Source organism: Enterobacter cloacae complex sp. HYC080_NIDB (assembly GCF_056673325.1).
The window spans coordinates 1,439,914-1,457,417 of the sequence record NZ_CP114212.1; the positions used below are offsets into that span (position 1 = coordinate 1,439,914).

Genomic DNA, 17,504 nt, shown 5'->3' on the forward strand with positions numbered 1-17,504 from the left:
GATTTTATTGCCCGGCAACACTGCGTTTGCCGGGCCTACAAAACCGTAGGCCGGGTAAGCTTAGTGCCACCCGGCGAAGTGCTTAGATCTTACATGCGCCGCTTTCGCAGCCATCGTCCTGAATTGACGGTACCATGTCGTCCTGCGCGTCTTCTGCACCGTCACGGGTGTTGTGATAGTACAGCGTTTTCACGCCAAATTTGTAGGCGGTCAGCAGGTCTTTCAACAGCTGCTGCATCGGTACCTTGCCAGACGGGAAACGCGTCGGGTCATAGTTGGTATTGGCAGAGATCGACTGGTCGATAAACTTCTGCATGATACCCACCAGCTGCAGGTAGCCGTCGTTGTTTGGCATTTCCCACAGCAGCTCGTAGTTGTTCCCGAGTGTTTCGTAGTCCGGTACCACCTGACGCAGCACGCCGTCTTTCGACGCTTTAATGCTGACGTGGCCGCGCGGCGGCTCAATACCGTTAGTGGCGTTGGAGATCTGCGAAGAGGTCTCAGACGGCATCAGGGCAGAGAGCGTGGAGTTGCGCAGACCGTGAGTCTTGATGGACTCGCGCAGGCCTTCCCAGTCAAGGTGCAGCGGCTCGCTGACGATCGCATCCAGGTCTTTCTTGTAGGTGTCGATCGGCAGAATGCCTTTTGCATAGGTGGTTTCGTTGAACCACGGGCATGCGCCTTGCTCTTTCGCCAGCTCGTTAGACGCTTTCATCAGGTAATACTGAATGGCTTCGAACGTCTGGTGCGTCAGGTTATTGGCGCTGCCGTCGGAGTAACGCTTACCGTTTTTCGCCAGCCAGTAGGCGAAGTTAATCACGCCGATACCCAGGGTACGACGACCCATCGCGCCACGTTTAGCGGCCGGAATTGGGTAATCCTGGTAGTCCAGCAGGGCGTCGAGCGCGCGAACCGCCAACACGGCCAGCTCTTCCAGCTCGTCCAGGCTTTTAATTGCACCCAGGTTGAACGCAGACAGCGTACACAGCGCAATTTCGCCATTTTCGTCGTTCACGTCTTCCAGCGGCTTGGTCGGCAGGGCGATCTCAAGGCACAGGTTAGACTGGCGTACTGGCGCAACCACCGGATCAAACGGGCTATGGGTGTTGCAGTGGTCAACGTTCTGGATGTAGATACGGCCGGTAGAGGCACGCTCCTGCATCATCAGGGAGAACAGATCGACCGCCTTCACGCGCTGCTTACGGATGCTGTCGTCTTTTTCATATTTGGTGTACAGACGCTCGAACTCGTCCTGATCGGCGAAGAACGCGTCGTACAGGCCAGGGACGTCGGACGGGCTGAACAGGGTAATGTCTTCCCCTTTCAGCAGACGGGTGTACATCAGTTTGTTGATCTGTACGCCGTAGTCCATGTGACGCACGCGGTTGCCTTCCACGCCACGGTTGTTTTTCAGCACCAGCAGGCTTTCCACTTCCAGGTGCCACATCGGGTAGAACAGGGTCGCAGCACCGCCGCGCACGCCGCCCTGAGAGCAGGATTTCACTGCCGTCTGGAAGTGCTTGTAGAACGGGATACAGCCGGTGTGGAACGCTTCACCGCCGCGAATCGGGCTGCCCAGTGCACGGATGCGACCGGCGTTGATGCCGATACCGGCGCGCTGGGAGACGTATTTCACAATGGCGCTGGAGGTCGCATTGATGGAATCCAGGCTGTCGCCACACTCGATCAGTACGCAGGAGCTGAACTGACGGGTAGGGGTACGCACGCCAGACATGATTGGCGTTGGCAGAGAAATCTTGAACGTCGATACCGCATCGTAGAAACGCTTCACGTAATCCAGACGGGTGTCACGCGGGTAGTTTGAGAACAGGCAGGCGGCCACCAGAATATAGAGGAACTGGGCGCTTTCGTAGATCTCACCGGTAACGCGGTTCTGAACCAGGTATTTGCCTTCGAGCTGCTTCACCGCCGCATAGGAGAAATTCATATCGCGCCAGTGATCGATAAACCCGTTCATCTGCTCGAACTCTTCTTCCGTATAGTCTTCCAGCAGATGCGTGTCGTATTTGCCCAGCTCAACCATTTTCACCACGTGATCGTAAAGCGCAGGCGGCTCAAACTGGCCGTAGGCTTTTTTACGCAGGTGGAAAATCGCCAGACGTGCAGCAAGGTACTGATAATCCGGTGCGTCGCGGGAGATCAGATCTGCCGCTGCTTTGATAATCGTTTCGTGGATATCAGACGTTTTGATGCCGTCGTAGAACTGAATGTGGGAACGCAGTTCAACCTGGGAGATAGATACGTTGTTCAGTCCTTCTGCTGCCCAGTCGAGAACTCGATGGATTTTGTCCAGATTGATACGCTCGGTCGTCCCGTCGCGCTTTGTCACCAGCAGACTCTGATTCATGTGGGTTTTACCTGTCCGTGAAATAAAAAATATCCCCCGCTTATCCACAGAATCGTCTTGTGACTAAGTCTGTGGATAAATACTACATATAGGGGGTTTGCGATAAGAAAAACGCTATATGGTGAGTATTCTAGTATCGAATCTTTTCAGCACAAGGGTTGATTTTGACGTTAAATTGAGGTTGTGAAAGGGTAAAAAAGGCTAAGTCCTCGTACCGTAAGGCCTGGACGACATGTCAATAATTAAGAAAAAAAATTCAAAATTTGATCGAGTGCTGATTTCTTCAACGGGAGGGCAGAATTGCGCAACATGATGTCGCGCAATCTTTATAAGAATAACGAATGACGTTAGTCGTTTTTGGCGGTTGTATGCAACATATAGTTAACATCCACGCCCGGGGCGAGTTTGAATTTATCGGTCAATGGATTGTAGTGCAGGCCGGTAATGTGCTGCTCTTTAAGCCACGTCCGATCAACCCAGCTCAGTAATTCAGCAGGCTTAATGAATTTCTTCACGTCGTGCGTGCCTTTTGGCACCATGCGCAGCACATATTCCGCGCCGACGACGGCCATCAGCCAGGCTTTACCGTTACGGTTGATGGTTGAGAAGAAGACCTGACCGCCCGGTTTCACCAGTTTTGCGCAGGCGTTCACCACGGATTGCGGATCGGGAACGTGTTCCAGCATCTCCATGCAGGTCACCACATCATACTGGTGGGCATGTTTTGCCGCGTGTTCTTCCACGGTTTCCTGCACGTATTCAACCTGGATCCCTGACTCCAGCGCATGGAGACGGGCCACCTGCAAGGGTTCAAAGCCCATATCCAGACCGGTGACCGTCGCGCCTTCGCGCGCCATGCTCTCCGCCAGGATGCCGCCGCCGCAGCCGACATCAAGCACCTTCTTACCGAACAGGCCGCCGGAACGCTCCGCGATATAGCCCAGACGCAGCGGGTTAATGCGATGCAGCGGTTTGAACTCACCTTCGAGATCCCACCAGCGGGACGCCACCGCTTCAAATTTGGCAATCTCTTCGTGGTCAACGTTGTGAGCCACCGGGGATTTTTCGGCATTCATGGGCGCTTTTACTCCTTATTTAGCAAGACAAAGGAGTATATCAGGCAATCCCCATGAATAAAGCGTATAGGTTTACCTCAATCACCGCGGCTGTGTTATAATTTGCGACCTTTGAATCCGGGATACAGTAGAGGGATAGCGGTTAGATGAGCGACCTTGCGAGAGAAATTACACCGGTTAACATCGAGGAAGAGCTGAAGAGCTCCTATCTGGACTATGCGATGTCGGTCATTGTTGGCCGTGCGCTGCCGGACGTCCGCGATGGCCTGAAGCCGGTACACCGTCGCGTACTATACGCCATGAACGTATTGGGCAATGACTGGAATAAAGCCTACAAAAAATCTGCCCGTGTCGTTGGTGACGTAATCGGTAAATACCATCCCCATGGTGATTCCGCGGTGTACGACACTATCGTCCGTATGGCGCAGCCATTCTCGCTGCGTTACATGCTGGTAGATGGTCAGGGTAACTTTGGTTCTATCGACGGCGACTCCGCCGCGGCAATGCGTTATACGGAAATCCGTCTGGCGAAGATTGCCCATGAGCTGATGGCCGACCTGGAAAAAGAGACGGTTGATTTCGTTGATAACTACGACGGCACGGAAAAAATCCCTGACGTCATGCCGACGAAAATCCCTAACCTGCTGGTGAACGGCTCGTCCGGTATCGCCGTGGGTATGGCAACTAACATTCCGCCGCACAACATCACGGAAGTGATCAACGGCTGCCTGGCCTATATCGAAGATGAAGACATCAGCATTGAAGGGCTGATGGAGCACATCCCGGGCCCGGACTTCCCGACGGCGGCGATCATCAACGGTCGTCGCGGTATTGAAGAAGCGTACCGCACCGGTCGCGGCAAGATTTACATCCGTGCACGCGCCGAAGTGGAAGCGGACGCTAAAACCGGCCGTGAAACCATTATTGTTCACGAGATCCCGTATCAGGTGAACAAAGCCCGTCTGATTGAAAAAATCGCCGAGCTGGTAAAAGAAAAACGTGTTGAAGGCATCAGCGCGCTGCGTGACGAGTCTGACAAAGACGGTATGCGCATCGTGATTGAGATCAAACGCGACGCGGTGGGTGAGGTTGTACTGAACAATCTGTACTCCCAGACTCAGCTTCAGGTCTCCTTCGGTATCAACATGGTGGCACTGCACCATGGTCAGCCGAAGATCATGAACCTGAAAGAGATCCTGAGCGCGTTCGTGCGTCACCGCCGCGAAGTGGTGACCCGCCGTACCATCTTTGAACTGCGCAAAGCGCGCGACCGTGCGCACATCCTTGAAGCGCTGGCGGTTGCGCTGGCCAACATCGACCCGATCATTGAACTGATCCGTCGCGCGCCAACCCCGGCAGAAGCAAAAGCCGGACTGGTATCCCGTCCGTGGGATCTGGGTAACGTGGCGGCGATGCTGGAGCGTGCGGGTGATGACGCGGCGCGTCCTGAGTGGCTGGAACCTGAGTTCGGCGTACGTGACGGTCAGTACTACCTGACTGAACAGCAGGCCCAGGCGATTCTGGATCTGCGTCTGCAGAAACTGACCGGCCTTGAGCATGAAAAACTGCTCGACGAATACAAAGAGCTGCTGGAGCAAATTGCTGAGCTGCTGCACATTCTGGGCAGCGCAGAGCGCCTGATGGAAGTGATCCGCGAAGAGCTGGAGCTGGTCCGCGACCAGTTTGGCGACGAGCGCCGCACCGAAATCACCGCGAACAGCTCTGATATCAACATTGAAGATCTGATCAACCGCGAAGATGTGGTGGTCACCCTGTCTCACCAGGGCTATGTGAAGTATCAGCCGTTGACCGACTATGAAGCACAGCGTCGTGGCGGCAAGGGCAAGTCTGCGGCACGTATTAAAGAAGAAGACTTTATTGACCGTCTGCTGGTGGCCAACACCCACGACACGATCCTCTGCTTCTCCAGCCGTGGCCGTCTGTACTGGATGAAAGTCTATCAGCTGCCTGAAGCGAGCCGTGGCGCGCGTGGTCGTCCAATCGTCAACCTGCTGCCGCTGGAAGCGAACGAACGTATCACCGCCATTCTGCCGGTACGCGAGTACGAAGAGGGCGTGAGCGTCTTTATGGCGACCGCCAGCGGTACCGTGAAGAAAACCGCGCTGACCGAGTTCAGCCGTCCACGTTCCGCCGGGATCATCGCGGTGAACCTGAATGAAGGCGACGAGCTGATCGGTGTGGATCTGACCTCCGGTTCTGATGAAGTCATGCTGTTCTCTGCGGCCGGTAAAGTGGTGCGCTTCAAAGAGAACGCCGTGCGCGCAATGGGTCGTACAGCGACCGGTGTACGCGGTATCAAACTGGCGGGTGAAGATTCCGTTGTTTCCCTGATCGTTCCTCGCGGCGAAGGTGCAATCCTGACCGTTACCCAGAACGGTTACGGTAAACGTACCGCGGAAAGCGAATACCCGACCAAATCACGTGGCACGCAGGGCGTTATCTCTATTAAGGTTACCGAGCGCAACGGTTCCGTTGTGGGTGCGGTACAGGTCGATGATGCCGACCAGATCATGATGATCACCGATGCCGGTACGCTGGTGCGTACACGCGTATCTGAGATCAGCGTGGTGGGTCGTAACACCCAGGGCGTTATCCTCATCCGTACTGCGGAAGATGAAAACGTGGTGGGTCTGCAGCGCGTGGCTGAGCCGGTGGATGACGAAGAGCTCGATTCCATCGACGGTAGCGTTGCGGAAGGTGACGATGAAATCGCGCCGGAAGCGGACACCGACGATGATGCAGCGGATGACGCTGACGAGTAATGTCTCCTGACGCAAAAAGGGCCGGATTCCGGCCCTTTTCTTTTACGTAAGCAGACAAGTGAACGTTGCGGCAAGCCGCGTTTACCGCTACCTTAACCACATTCTTTTGACCCCGACGGCGGAGCCTCGCCCCTTTGAAATACCTCGTCTCCTTTCGTACCACGCTGAAAGTTTCTCGCTATCTGTTCCGGGCGCTGGCGCTCCTGCTTTGGTTGCTGGTGGTCCTGCTGTCGGTGTTCTACATCGTCAACGCGCTGCACAAGAAAGAAGCGGAGATCCGCCAGGAGTTTAATTTAAGCTCCGATCAGGCCCAGCGTTACATTCAGCGAACATCTGATGTGATGAAGGAGCTGAAGTATATTGCCGAAAACCGACTGACGGCGGAAAACGGCATCCTGGCGCTTCGCGGGCGTAATGACAAAACCGAAGTGCCGGACTTCCAGCCGCTGTTCCCGGACTCCGACTGCTCCACCATGAGCAACACCTGGCGCGGGTCGCTGGAATCCCTCGCCTGGTTTATGCGCTACTGGCGCGACAATTTTTCCGCCGCCTACGATCTCAATCGCGTCTTCCTGATTGGCAGCGAAAATCTCTGCATGGCTGACTTCGGCCTGCGCGACGTGCCCGTCGAGCGTGATGATGCGCTGAAAAGCCTGCATGAGCGTATTGTGAAATATCGCAATGCGCCGCAGGACGAGCGCGGGAATAACATCTTCTGGATTAGCCAGGGGCCGCGCATGGGCGTGGGCTATTTCTACGCGCTGACGCCGGTTTACCTCGGTAACCGCCTGCAGGCGCTGCTGGGCATTGAGCAGACCATCCGCATGGAAAACTTCTTCACCCCAGGCAGCCTGCCGATGGGTGTGACCATTCTGGATGAAAACGGACATCAGCTGATCTCGCTTGCCGGGCCGGATAACCGTTTGAACGTCGATCCGCACTGGATGCAGGAACGCTCGTGGTTTGGTTACACCTCCGGCTTTCGTGAGCTGGTGCTGAAAAAAAGCCTGCCACCGTCGTCGCTGAGTATCGTCTACTCGCTGCCGGTCGATATGGTACTGGAGCGGATACGCATTCTGATTATGAATGCAATTCTGCTCAACCTGCTGGTGGGAGGGGCGCTGTTTACGCTGGCGCGCATGTATGAGCGAAGAATCTTTATTCCCGCCGAAAGCGACGCCCAGCGTCTGGAAGAGCACGAGCAGTTTAACCGTAAGATAGTCGCCTCCGCACCGGTGGGGATCTGTATTCTGCGTACTCAGGACGGGACCAACATCCTGAGTAACGAGCTGGCGCACAACTATCTGAACATGCTGACGCATGAGGATCGTCAAAGGCTGACGCAAATCATCTGCGGTCAGCAGGTAAACTTTGTCGACGTGCTCACCAGCACCCATACCAACCTGCAGATCAGCTTTGTTCACTCCCGCTATCGTAATGAAAACGTGGCGATTTGCGTGCTGGTGGATGTCTCCGCACGCGTGAAGATGGAGGAGTCATTGCAGGAGATGGCGCAGGCGGCGGAGCAGGCCAGCCAGTCGAAATCTATGTTCCTTGCCACCGTCAGCCACGAGCTGCGTACGCCACTGTACGGGATTATCGGTAACCTCGACCTGTTGCAGACGAAAGAGCTGCCGAAAGGGGTCGACAGGCTGGTGACGGCGATGAACAACTCCTCCAGTCTGCTGCTGAAAATCATCAGCGATATTCTCGATTTCTCTAAAATTGAGTCTGAGCAGTTGAAAATCGAACCGCGGGAGTTTTCGCCGCGTGAGGTGATGAACCACATCAGCGCCAACTATCTGCCGCTGGTGGTGCGTAAACAGCTGGGTCTCTACTGCTTTATTGAACCGGATGTGCCGCTGACGCTGCACGGCGATCCGATGCGCCTGCAGCAGGTCATCTCTAACCTGCTCAGCAACGCCATCAAATTCACCGATATTGGCTGTATCGTGTTACACGTATGCCGAGCGGGGGATTATCTGAGCATTCGCGTCCGTGACACGGGGGTGGGCATCCCGGCGAAAGAAGTGGTTCGCCTGTTCGACCCGTTCTTCCAGGTCGGCACCGGCGTGCAGCGTAACTTCCAGGGCACCGGTCTGGGGCTGGCGATTTGTGAGAAGCTCGTCAGCATGATGGACGGTGATATCTCGGTGGATACCGAGCCCGGCATGGGCAGCCAGTTTACCATCCGTATTCCGCTCTATTCGGCGCAGTATCCGGCAAAAGCGACGGTTGACGGGCTGAGCGATAAGCGCTGCTGGCTGGCGGTGAATAACGCTTCGCTGAATGATTACCTGACGGCGCTGCTTACCCATAGCGGCGTGAGGGTGTGCCGCTATGAAGACCAGACGCCGGACGCGGATGACGTGCTGATCGCCGACGAGATGCCGGAACAGGCGTGGCAGGGGAGAGGAACCGTACTCTTCTGTCGTCGCCACATTGGCATACCGGTTGAACGTGCGCCGGGAGAGTGGGTGCACAGTGTCGCCACGCCGCATGAGCTGTTGAGCCTGCTGGCACGCATCTACAAAGTGCAGCTGGAAGAGAACGACGGAGCCGGTGAATTGCCGTCACCGGAAGGTCTGGCGTCAGTGAATGACGATATGATGATTCTGGTCGTGGATGACCATCCGATTAACCGCCGACTGCTGGCAGACCAGCTCGGGTCGCTTGGCTACCAGTGCAAAACGGCCAATGACGGTGTGGACGCGCTGAATGTGCTGAGTAAAAATCATATTGATATCGTTCTCAGTGACGTCAACATGCCTAACATGGACGGCTACCGTCTGACGCAACGTATCCGCCAGCTTGGCCTGACGTTGCCGGTGGTGGGCGTCACGGCGAACGCGCTGGCGGAAGAGAAACAGCGATGCCTGGAGTCAGGCATGGACAGCTGTCTGTCGAAACCGGTCACGCTGGACGTGCTGAAGCAGACCTTGTCGGTCTATGCGGAACGCGTCAGGAAAACGAGGATATAAAAAAGGCCCTTTCGGGCCTTTTTTATTTGCCCGGCGGCGCTTCGCTTGCGCGAACACCACCCGGCATTTACTGCGGTGATCAATCCTTGTCCGTTGCGCTCAGCGTCACGGAGGAGAGATAGTTCAGCAGGGCAATATCGTTGTCCACACCCAGCTTCATCATTGCGGATTTCTTCTGGCTGCTGATGGTTTTAATACTGCGGTTCAGCTTCTTGGCAATCTCGGTCACCAGGAAACCTTCAGCGAACAGGCGCAGAACTTCGCTCTCTTTCGGTGACAGACGTTTGTCACCGTAGCCACCCGCGCTGATTTTTTCCAGCAGACGAGAGACGCTCTCAGGCGTGAACTTCTTGCCTTTCTGCAGCGCAGCGAGCGCTTTTGGCAGATCGGTCGGTGCGCCTTGTTTCAGCACAATCCCTTCGATGTCCAGATCCAGCACGGCGCTCAGGATCGCCGGGTTGTTGTTCATGGTCAGAACAATGATCGAGATGTCCGGGAAGTGACGTTTGATATATTTGATGAGCGTAATCCCATCACCGTACTTATCTCCAGGCATGGAGAGATCGGTAATGAGCACGTGCGCATCAAGCTTTGGGAGGTTATTGATCAGTGCTGTAGAGTCTTCAAATTCACCGACTACATTCACCCACTCGATCTGTTCAAGCGATTTGCGAATACCGAACAGTACAATCGGATGGTCATCGGCAATAATTACGTTCATATTGTTCATGTATAAGGCTACCTTGCTACAGCAAGCTTTTGACGTAGTCGTCAATGTCGCTGATGTATTTTTCAATGCCAGAGGCATCTTTCTCACGAATTAGATGTTCCAGCGTTTCACATAACTGCTTGCCGGGAACCAGATTAAGCATGGCAAACACCCCTTTAAGCCGGTGTGCTGTCTGCGCCAGCGCTGCAAAATCATTCGCAGCGGACTCAGTATACAACCGCTTAACATCATCTGGTACTGTATCAACAAAGAGTGAATAGTATCCGCTGGCGTGAAGCTCGGCGTTTTCATTGCCGCCTAACGGGGATTCCGTTATCTCATCCTGCGCCAGCTGCTCTTCTATTAGTTGTAGTACAGCTTCCTGCATCGCATTGCTTATATTAAAGTTGACGCGCAGCTGGCCAGGGCCGATTTTCCGCACGCCTGACTCATCATCGCTTAAAAGCAAGCCCGAGGCAGTAAGATTAGACGGATTATCCGTTAAAAACAGATCAAATTCTTGACTTGCCAGTCGTTCATCCGGCGTGATGCAGGCCGCGCCCCAGTTTTCTAACTGACGCACCACGATGTTGCGGATCTCGTTTGAGGTCACATCCACCATCGCCACCACGTCATCCAGCAGGCGCTCTTCATCTTCTTCCTGCGGATTGACGGCCATTTTCACGTGCAGAGAGTAGCGGGTGCCGAGCGATTCACGTGCTTTGATATTCAGGTGGCCGCCGAGCTTACGCGCCAGCTGATCGCACAGCCAGAAGGTCAGGGCGTTAGCCTTACCGTAATGATCGCTTTGTGTGTCATTCAGGAACGGGAAGTGCAGATTATCAATTTCACTCGTCGTGACGCCTTCCCCGGTGTCCAGAATGCGGAACGTCAGGCGATCTTCTGCCGACTCGTCGGTGCTCACTTCGAGGGTGATCTTGCCGATCTGCGTGGTGGTCACGGCATACTGAATAATCATCAGCAGAATGCGACGTAGCGCTTCGCGATCGCCATGGCGTTCGTCATTTGCCGGTAAATGGTTGTTGATCAGCAGCTGCAGACCTTTACGCTTGATCACCGGCAGGACTTCCGGAACCACTTCATCGATCAGATCCTGAATGGAGAAGAGGGAAGGCGTACCTTTCCAGAAATCATTCTCCAGCATGTTCGCTAACTGGATCTCATCCACCATACGAACCAGCGAGTCGGCCTGGCAGGCAAGCTGGTGGCTTTCAGAGGTGTTTAACGCAGCCGCCTGGGTTGCCAGCGTTTTTAATGGCTGTTTGAAGGCGTCGCCAATATTCTGCATAAAGGCGGCGCGCCCCTGCTGGTTCTTCTCATACAGCCTTTGCGCCTGCTTGAGTTTCTTATTCACCAGCACTTCGCGATCCTGGTCGCGGATAATGAAGATTTGCGTGCGTGGGGCCACCTGACTGCGGAACTGACGGATCTCGTACAGTTCATTATTGATGGTGGCCTGAATAACCCCCTGGTGCTGATCCGCCATGGTGGTGATGTTCTGCAGGTTAAGATGCGGCAGCAGATGGTCTGCAATTTTATTGCTCATCACCGTGCGGTTCGCTTCCTGATCGTGGACTAATACGCCCAGCGGCAGCACGGAAACAATCTCTTCATTGAGCGCGCGTAACACGCGAAGTTCATTCGTGTTGCCCGCGGTGACCGCAGAGGCGTCGCTCTGACGTCCTGGCTGGAAGCGGAAGGTGCTGTAGCCAAACAGGGCCAGCGCCAGCAGGCCGATATTCAGCAGCAACGGCAGCAAAATATTTTGCAGGGTATCGAGCAGCAGGGTGCCAAACGGTACCTGCCACACCAGGCGCATGCCGGTTGAGTTCAGTGACGAGGCAATTTCAATTTTCGAGCCGTTAAAGGAGATGGTGACGCTCTCTGCGGCCTCTTTGTCCGACGCCGCGCGCATGTTCTGGGTACTGCTGTCTGGCTCCATACGGAAGCTGTCGAGTGGCATATCCGGCGGGATCAAATCATTAATAGGCAAATCAAACGCCACGACCGTCGCCAGATGTCCCGGCTGGTTGAACGTGGTACGCAGGGTAAAATAGTGACCATTTTGCCAGGCCAGGCGGCGCAGCGATGAGAAACTTTCACGCTCATCAAGGGCATTCGCCTGCTGCAGCATTTCTGCACGGCGGGAATCGACGATGCCGCCAACGGTCGTCTCTTTAAAACCAGAAGAGAGATCTTTCAATGGCAGCGTCGAGATCAGGATCATGCTGTTGTCCTGACCATTCAGATAGTACATCGACCACGGCACCGTCTCGGCACCCCAGAGGGTATCCAGATAGGTTGAAATACGCTGCGTCATCTCAAGCGTTGCGCTGTCGTGAGAGCCAAAGATAAGCGCCTCAGTCTTACGCTGCGGTTTTTCGAGATAGTAGACATCCTGCTTAAGCCGGGTCTCCTGAAGCCCATCCCCCGATGCGCTTGCAGGCGCTGCGGCAATATTGTCGTAAATCTGCCAGGTGGCGTAGCGCCAGGTATCAATGCGCTTGTGGACGGCATGAGTGATATCAACCACCTGGTAGCTCTTGTCCTTCAGCCAGGCGTTTACCGCGCTCTGCACCATCACGCCCAGGGTGACTAATAACACAACGATCAAAAGAAGAAAGAAACGGGTGATGCTCCCGGGAAGAAGGGAGAATTTGCTCGGGGCGGTAGTTTCAGTCTGACTCATTGATATCTTTAACCCGTAATGGTCGTGCTCTGTGGCGATAGGGCAGTATAAAGGGTAATACCTGAATTTCCAGCGCCACTGGCCTGGAACAGGCGACTTTTTCAGGGAACACTGAGGAAGAGGCGATGTGCGTTAAAAGTGTACAAGTTCACGATGCGTGTACAAATAAAAGAAACTTCTCGCCAGTAAATAGCACGAATTAACAAGAAATTAAGTTTCTGCTGAATTTTTTCACGTTGGTTGACCATCGTAACGGGATTAGTTAATAGTCTTTACAATTTCGTGCTGGTAGCACATAAAAAGAAAAGTTACGTAAAGAAGGGTAAAAAAAAACCGAATGCGATGCATTCGGCTCAATTAGGGATAAACAGACATTCAAAACTGAATGACGGTAATAAATAAAGTTAATGATGATAGCGAGAGCTATTTTAGAGATTAGGAGCGATCTTGTTTTGTCATTCAGTGCTGTAACGATTTATATCCCAAATCATTGAAATTTAATGGAATAATATTAATTTTGATAATAAATGCTAATTTTCTAAGCTATTTGTGCTTTGTAAAAGTTCCTTGATATTAACATTCTGAAACATGTTGATAGATGAATGAAACATCTTCAAAGTTTTCGTATCATATTCGCATTGGATTATTCTGTAATTTTGCGGAGAATGAAATTGCCGACTGGTTAATGAGGGTTAGCCAGTAAGCAGTGGCAATTATAAGGCATATAACAGAGGGTTAATAAAATGAAAGTTAAAGTACTGTCCCTCCTGGTACCAGCACTGCTGGTAGCAGGCGCAGCAAATGCGGCTGAAATTTATAACAAAGATGGCAACAAATTAGATCTGTACGGCAAAGTTGATGGTCTGCACTATTTCTCTGACGACAAGAGTGCTGACGGTGACCAGACCTACATGCGTCTTGGCTTCAAAGGTGAAACTCAGGTTAACGATCAGCTGACCGGTTACGGCCAGTGGGAATACCAGATCCAGGGCAACACAACAGAAAGCGACAACCAGGCCTGGACCCGTGTGGCGTTTGCTGGTCTGAAATTCGCTGAAGCGGGTTCTTTCGATTACGGTCGTAACTACGGTGTGATCTACGACGTAACATCCTGGACTGACGTGCTGCCAGAATTTGGTGGTGATACCTACGGTGCAGACAACTTCCTGCAATCTCGTGCTAACGGCGTGGCAACCTACCGTAACCAGGACTTCTTTGGTCTGGTGGATGGCCTGAACTTTGCTCTGCAGTATCAGGGTAAAAACGGTAGCGTAAGCGGTGAAAACGACACCGGTCGTAGCACCCTGAAACAGAACGGCGACGGTTACGGTGCGTCCCTGACCTATAACCTGGGCGAAGGCTTCAGCATCGGTGGTGCAATGTCTTCTTCCAAACGTACCGCCGATCAGAACAACACGGCTAACCCAGCCCTGAAAGGCGAAGGCGATCATGCCGAAGTCTATACGGGTGGCCTGAAATACGATGCCAACAACATCTATCTGGCCGCGCAGTACTCTCAGACTTATAACGCAACACGTTTCGGCAACTCTCAGAGCAGCAGCGATATCTACGGTTTCGCTAACAAAGCGCAGAACTTCGAAGTGGTTGCTCAGTACCAGTTCGACTTCGGCCTGCGTCCATCCGTGGCTTACCTGCAGTCTAAAGGTAAGGACATCGAAGGGTATGGCGACCAGGATCTGCTGAAATATGTTGATGTGGGTGCGACTTACTACTTCAACAAAAACATGTCTACCTACGTGGATTACAAAATCAACCTGGTTGATGAAAATGAGTTCACCCGTCAGGCCGGTATCGGTACTGATGATATCGTCGCGCTGGGTCTGGTTTACCAGTTCTAATCGCGTCGTAGTATGACTCAGGGGCCTGATGGCCCCTTTTTTGTGCGTGTTTTTGGATCTCACAATTGACCCGTTTTGGTGTACTCTTGCCGCCCTGGCATGAGGATAATAATGAATGGATATGACTTTTTTACGCGCCAGCTTTCTGGCTATGCTTTTTTTCCTGACCGCATGTAACGATCCCGCCCCCGTGGCGAAAACCGACGCACCCGCTGCCACGGTGCTCGAAGGCAAAACGATGGGCACCTTCTGGCGCGTCAGCGTGATGAATCTCGATAAAACGCGCACGGAAGAGCTTCGCGGCAAAATCCAGGCTCAGCTGGACGCCGACGATCAGCTGCTGTCGACCTACAAAAATGACTCGGCGCTGATGCGCTTTAACCTCTCCACCAGTACGTCTCTGTGGCCGGTGAGTGAAGCGATGGCTGATATCGTCACCGAGTCCATTCGCGTGGGATATAAAACCAACGGTGCGATGGACGTGACCGTCGGGCCGCTGGTGAACCTCTGGGGATTTGGCCCGAATAAACAGCCGGTGGCGACGCCCGATCAGGCGGCTATTGATGATGCCCGTGCCCGGACAGGGCTGCAGCATCTGACGGTGATCAATCAGTACGGCCAACAGTACCTGCAAAAAGATATCCCCGATCTGTTTGTCGATCTGTCGACGGTAGGGGAAGGCTACGCGGCGGATCACCTTGCCGCGCTGATGACGCAGGAAGGCATTTCGCGCTATCTGGTCTCCGTGGGCGGCGCGTTAGTCAGCCGGGGCATGAACGCCAGCGATAAACCGTGGCGCGTAGCGATTCAAAAACCGACCGATCGGCAAAATGCCGTGCAGGCGATAGTCGATATCAACGGACATGGCATCAGCACCTCCGGGAGTTACCGTAACTATTACGAGCTTGACGGGAAGCGCATCTCGCATGTTATTGATCCGCAGACCGGGCGGCCGATCGCGCATAATCTGGTCTCTGTGACGGTGATTGCGCCGACGGCGCTGGAAGCCGATGCCTGGGATACCGGCTTAATGGTCCTCGGCCCGGAAAAAGCGAAAGAGGTGGTTCGTCAGGAAGGGCTGGCGGTGTATATGATCACCAAAGAGGGCGACGAGTTTAAAACCTGGAGCTCGCCGCAGTTCAAGAGTTTCCTGGTGAGCGACAAAAATTAAAAAGCAAGGTTGCGGGTTTTTTATCAGTGGCACTCAGGCACGCTACAGGTATGCTTGTAAGAGGAGCTGATGATGAAAAATCCAACCTATATGACCGATGAGGATCGCTGGCAGGCTGTACTGGCTCGCGATCCGCGTGCTGACGATCAGTTTGTCTTTGCCGTGCAAACGACGGGGATTGTCTGTCGTCCGTCCTGCCGGGCACGTCACGCCCTGCGTAAAAACGTCCACTTCTATCCTGATGTTCACCATGCCATTGAGGCAGGGTTTCGCCCGTGCAAGCGCTGTATGCCGGATAAACGCGATCCGCAGCAGCAGAAGCTGGCGAAAGTGGAGCACGCCTGTCGCCTTCTGGAGCAGGATCCTGCGTTAACGCTGGACGGTCTGGCGCAGCAGGTGGCCATGAGTCCTTTTCACTTCCACCGGCTGTTTAAGTCCGTCACCGGAATGACGCCAAAAGCCTGGCAGCAGGCGGCGCGCGGTCAACGTCTGCGCACGGCGCTTGCCCAGGGGGATACCGTTACCGATGCCGTGCTGGCCGCAGGCTTTCCCGACAGCAGCAGCTATTATCGTAAAGCCACGGATGCGCTGGGTATGACGGCGAAACAGTACCGCAAAGGCGACGTGGCGGTGCAATACGCCATCGATGACTGCTCATTAGGACGCTGTCTGGTCGCTGAAAGCGAGCGGGGGATTTGCGCAATATTGCTCGGTGACGACGATGCCGAATTAGCCGGGGAGCTGGCGACGCTGTTTCCAAAAGCTGAGCCCGCGCCGCAGGAAGATGCCTTCGCGCAGCGTATCCGCCAGGTGATTGCCAGTATTGATAACCGCGCAGCGCCGCTTGAACTGCCGCTGGATATACGCGGAACCGCGTTCCAGCAGCGAGTCTGGCAGGCCCTTCGTGAAATTCCCTGCGGTGAAACGGCAAGTTATCAGCAGGTGGCGCAGGCGATTGGACAACCCAACGCGGTACGTGCCGTCGCGGGAGCCTGTGCGGCAAACAGGCTGGCGATTGTGATCCCCTGTCACCGCGTTGTCCGTAACGATGGCGCACTGTCGGGTTACCGATGGGGGACGGCGCGAAAAGCGCTATTGCTAAAACGTGAGGCGAAACGCCAGGAGGGATAATGCTCGATCTTTTTGCAGATGCGGAACCCTGGCAGGAACCACTGGCACCGGGGGCGGTTATTTTGCGTCGCTTCGCGCTCTCCCGTGCGGCGACGCTGCTTGCGGGTATAGAAGAGGTGACGGCGGTTTCCCCGTTTCGCCATATGGTCACGCCGGGGGGTTACACGATGTCGGTGGCCATGGCGAACTGTGGCGAATTAGGGTGGGCGACGAATGAACGAGGCTACCTGTATGCGCCGAACGATCCCGCGACCGGCCAGCCGTGGCCCCCGATGCCTGCGGTTTTTCAGGCTCTCTGCCACGAGGCTGCCGTTGCCGCTGATTATCCTGACTTCCGACCGGATGCCTGCCTGATTAACCGCTACGCCGTTGGCGCGAAACTCTCCCTGCATCAGGATAAAGATGAACCCGATCTCCGCGCGCCCATCGTCTCGGTATCGTTAGGGCTTCCTGCCGTCTTCCAGTTTGGCGGATTACGCCGTAACGATCCGCTCAAACGCATTATGCTGGAGCATGGCGACGTGGTGGTGTGGGGCAGGGAATCGCGGCTGTATTATCACGGCATTCAGCCTCTGAAACCCGGGGTGCATCCCCTCACGGGCGAGTACCGTTTTAACCTGACGTTTCGCCAGGCAGGGTTTAGTAAACAAAAATAAGAATTATTCTTGATGTACACGCCGGGCAGTTTACACTGCTGGCTGATTTTTATTGTCCGG

10 protein-coding genes are annotated in these 17,504 nt (G+C 54.3%); 6 read left to right on the forward strand and 4 right to left on the reverse strand.

The features are described 5' to 3' along the window. Positions 1–82: 82 nt before the first annotated feature. On the reverse strand, positions 83–2,368 hold the full coding sequence (nrdA, locus tag O1723_RS06875; RefSeq protein ID WP_014884610.1) for a class 1a ribonucleoside-diphosphate reductase subunit alpha: 2,286 nt from the start codon (positions 2,366–2,368) through the stop codon (positions 83–85). Positions 2,369–2,715: 347 nt separating this feature from the next. Continuing rightward, complete coding sequence (ubiG, locus tag O1723_RS06880; RefSeq protein WP_014884609.1) at positions 2,716–3,444, reverse strand: bifunctional 2-polyprenyl-6-hydroxyphenol methylase/3-demethylubiquinol 3-O-methyltransferase UbiG; 729 nt, start codon at positions 3,442–3,444, stop codon at positions 2,716–2,718. A gap of 146 nt (positions 3,445–3,590) precedes the next feature. Between ubiG and gyrA the strand changes: the two genes are divergently transcribed. Beyond that, positions 3,591–6,227, forward strand: a complete 2,637-nt coding sequence (gyrA, locus tag O1723_RS06885) for a DNA topoisomerase (ATP-hydrolyzing) subunit A (protein WP_038421081.1) — start codon at positions 3,591–3,593, stop codon at positions 6,225–6,227. A gap of 134 nt (positions 6,228–6,361) precedes the next feature. Beyond that, positions 6,362–9,208, forward strand: coding sequence for a two-component system sensor histidine kinase RcsC (gene rcsC / locus O1723_RS06890; protein ID WP_023330948.1), 2,847 nt, complete (start codon positions 6,362–6,364; stop codon positions 9,206–9,208). Between the two features lie 79 nt (positions 9,209–9,287). Here rcsC and rcsB read toward each other — a convergent pair whose 3' ends face one another. Together rcsB and rcsD are read right to left on the reverse strand one after the other, a co-directional pair. Then, positions 9,288–9,938: a response regulator transcription factor RcsB gene (rcsB, locus tag O1723_RS06895; RefSeq protein ID WP_003859405.1), complete on the reverse strand. Its 651-nt coding sequence runs from the start codon at positions 9,936–9,938 to the stop codon at positions 9,288–9,290. Between the two features lie 16 nt (positions 9,939–9,954). Beyond that, the gene (gene rcsD / locus O1723_RS06900) at positions 9,955–12,627 is read right to left on the reverse strand and encodes a phosphotransferase RcsD (RefSeq protein ID WP_014884607.1); all 2,673 of its coding nucleotides are present in this window, start codon (positions 12,625–12,627) and stop codon (positions 9,955–9,957) included. Between the two features lie 743 nt (positions 12,628–13,370). Here rcsD and O1723_RS06905 point away from each other — a divergent pair. The 4 genes from O1723_RS06905 to alkB all read left to right on the forward strand — a co-directional run bounded on the left by O1723_RS06905 (position 13,371) and on the right by alkB (position 17,444). Further along, positions 13,371–14,486, forward strand: a complete 1,116-nt coding sequence (locus O1723_RS06905; RefSeq protein WP_014884606.1) for a porin OmpC — start codon at positions 13,371–13,373, stop codon at positions 14,484–14,486. A gap of 151 nt (positions 14,487–14,637) precedes the next feature. Beyond that, complete coding sequence (gene apbE, locus O1723_RS06910) at positions 14,638–15,657, forward strand: FAD:protein FMN transferase ApbE (RefSeq protein ID WP_416241521.1); 1,020 nt, start codon at positions 14,638–14,640, stop codon at positions 15,655–15,657. A 72-nt stretch (positions 15,658–15,729) separates the two neighbouring features. Beyond that, the gene (gene ada, locus O1723_RS06915; RefSeq protein ID WP_023330946.1) at positions 15,730–16,788 is read left to right on the forward strand and encodes a bifunctional DNA-binding transcriptional regulator/O6-methylguanine-DNA methyltransferase Ada; all 1,059 of its coding nucleotides are present in this window, start codon (positions 15,730–15,732) and stop codon (positions 16,786–16,788) included. Next, positions 16,788–17,444 (forward strand): DNA oxidative demethylase AlkB, encoded by a 657-nt coding sequence (gene alkB / locus O1723_RS06920; protein ID WP_014884603.1) that lies wholly within the window; start codon positions 16,788–16,790, stop codon positions 17,442–17,444. The genes ada and alkB overlap by 1 nt, the downstream gene beginning before the upstream one ends. Positions 17,445–17,504 lie beyond the last annotated feature (60 nt).